Raw genomic sequence first — 1383 nt, 5'->3', positions numbered from 1 at the left:
AGATCGGCCCCATGCCCGCCACAGACGTGCGGTGCCCCTGGGCGCGCCCGTGAGCACCGACCGCGCCGAAACGCCGGCCAGCGACCCCTACAGCCGCATCCGCGCAGCTATCCGGTCCGACGTGATCGTGATCGAGCCAGACCTGGCGCGGCTGCTGGTTCACTGGTTGGGTGACTACGCCCGCCTGGCGAGTGTGCACCGGCCCGGCGTGCCCGAGGGCCTGGCCGCCGCCCAGTCAGCCCTCGCCGAAGCCGTTGCGAGCCAATCGGGTCGGCCCGAACGAAACAGCGAGCTGGGCGCCCCGGCTGTAGCGTCAGGGCCTATGAGGAGAAACTGCGACTGGTTGAGCACCCCCGAGGCCGGACTGGAGCTGGGCTTGCGCACCGACACGGTGGGATTGCTATGCAGGAGAGGGGAGCTGGCCGCGCGGAAAGCCGACGGCCGGCACTACTTGATCCACCGCTCCGACCTCGACGCCTACCGGCTCCGCCGTGAGGAGGGTTGCGCATGAGCAAAATGGTGAATGTCCCACGCCCCGAAGTACTGCGGCTGCTCGGCCTACCCGCCGACGCTACCGATGAACAGATGCACGCCGCCCTCGCCGAGCAGCTCGCCCAGATCGAACACGACCTCGAAAGCAAGCGCGTCTCCGCCGCAGAACGGCTCGCCCGCCAAGAGGATCGCCGGATCGTGCACGCGGCCGTGAACGACGGGAGGCTGACCCCCGGCAAAGTCGAATTCTGGTGCGAAGCACTGGCATCCGACCGCGACACCAACCGCGCCGTCCTCGCCGCGCTGGCACCCGGCATACGCCCAGCAACCCAGCTCCCGGTCGACCCCGAGGCTGAGTCCGTGCACCGCAACGTTTTACGCCGCCTCGGCGTCCAGGAGCCAGCCCGCCACGTCCAGGCCGCCAGCGACGAGACACCGTACCAGCGCGGTGTTCGCCAGCACGACGAGCGGGTACGCAATGAAAGACGCGTCACCTACGACGATCTCGGCCTGCCCGTCGCACCCATCCCAGCACCGCAGATCGTCTCGCACGGCAAGCCGAAGCAACTCTGGACCGACCAAGAGAAGGCCGATGCGCTGCAACGCCAACTCGGGCAACGCTTTTGGCCAGGAACCAGGCCACCACCCAGAAGCGACCAGGTGTACCTCCCGAGCCCCAATGACCATTGTGAGTTTGACGAAGAGTCCCGCGAATGGCGCGCCAAGTCGAATTATCAAGCGAGAGGCTGAGATTCATGCAACTGCCCGCGTTTCACTTCGCCATGGGTCAGCAGGGACCATGGAAGCCGGCTTACAAGGTCCTTGCGCCACTAGTGATCCCGAAAGACCAGCAGGGCAGACTGGTGCACGCTTACCAGGGGTCGCTACTCG

2 protein-coding genes are annotated in these 1383 nt (G+C 66.8%); both read left to right on the top strand.

The genetic code is table 11. The features are described 5' to 3' along the window. Nucleotides 1–511 (top strand): helix-turn-helix domain-containing protein (locus AC2VON_RS25680; protein WP_486955329.1); only part of this gene is annotated, 511 nt, incomplete at its 5' end. Further along, complete coding sequence (locus tag AC2VON_RS25675) at nt 508–1242, top strand: hypothetical protein (RefSeq protein ID WP_486955328.1); 735 nt, start codon at nt 508–510, stop codon at nt 1240–1242. The genes AC2VON_RS25680 and AC2VON_RS25675, both read left to right, overlap by 4 nt. Nucleotides 1243–1383: the final 141 nt, after the last annotated feature.

The organism is Mycobacterium sp. TH-M82 (assembly GCF_057473605.1).
Note: the sequence above shows the minus strand (reverse complement) of the source record. Positions and strands in the feature narration are given on the sequence as shown.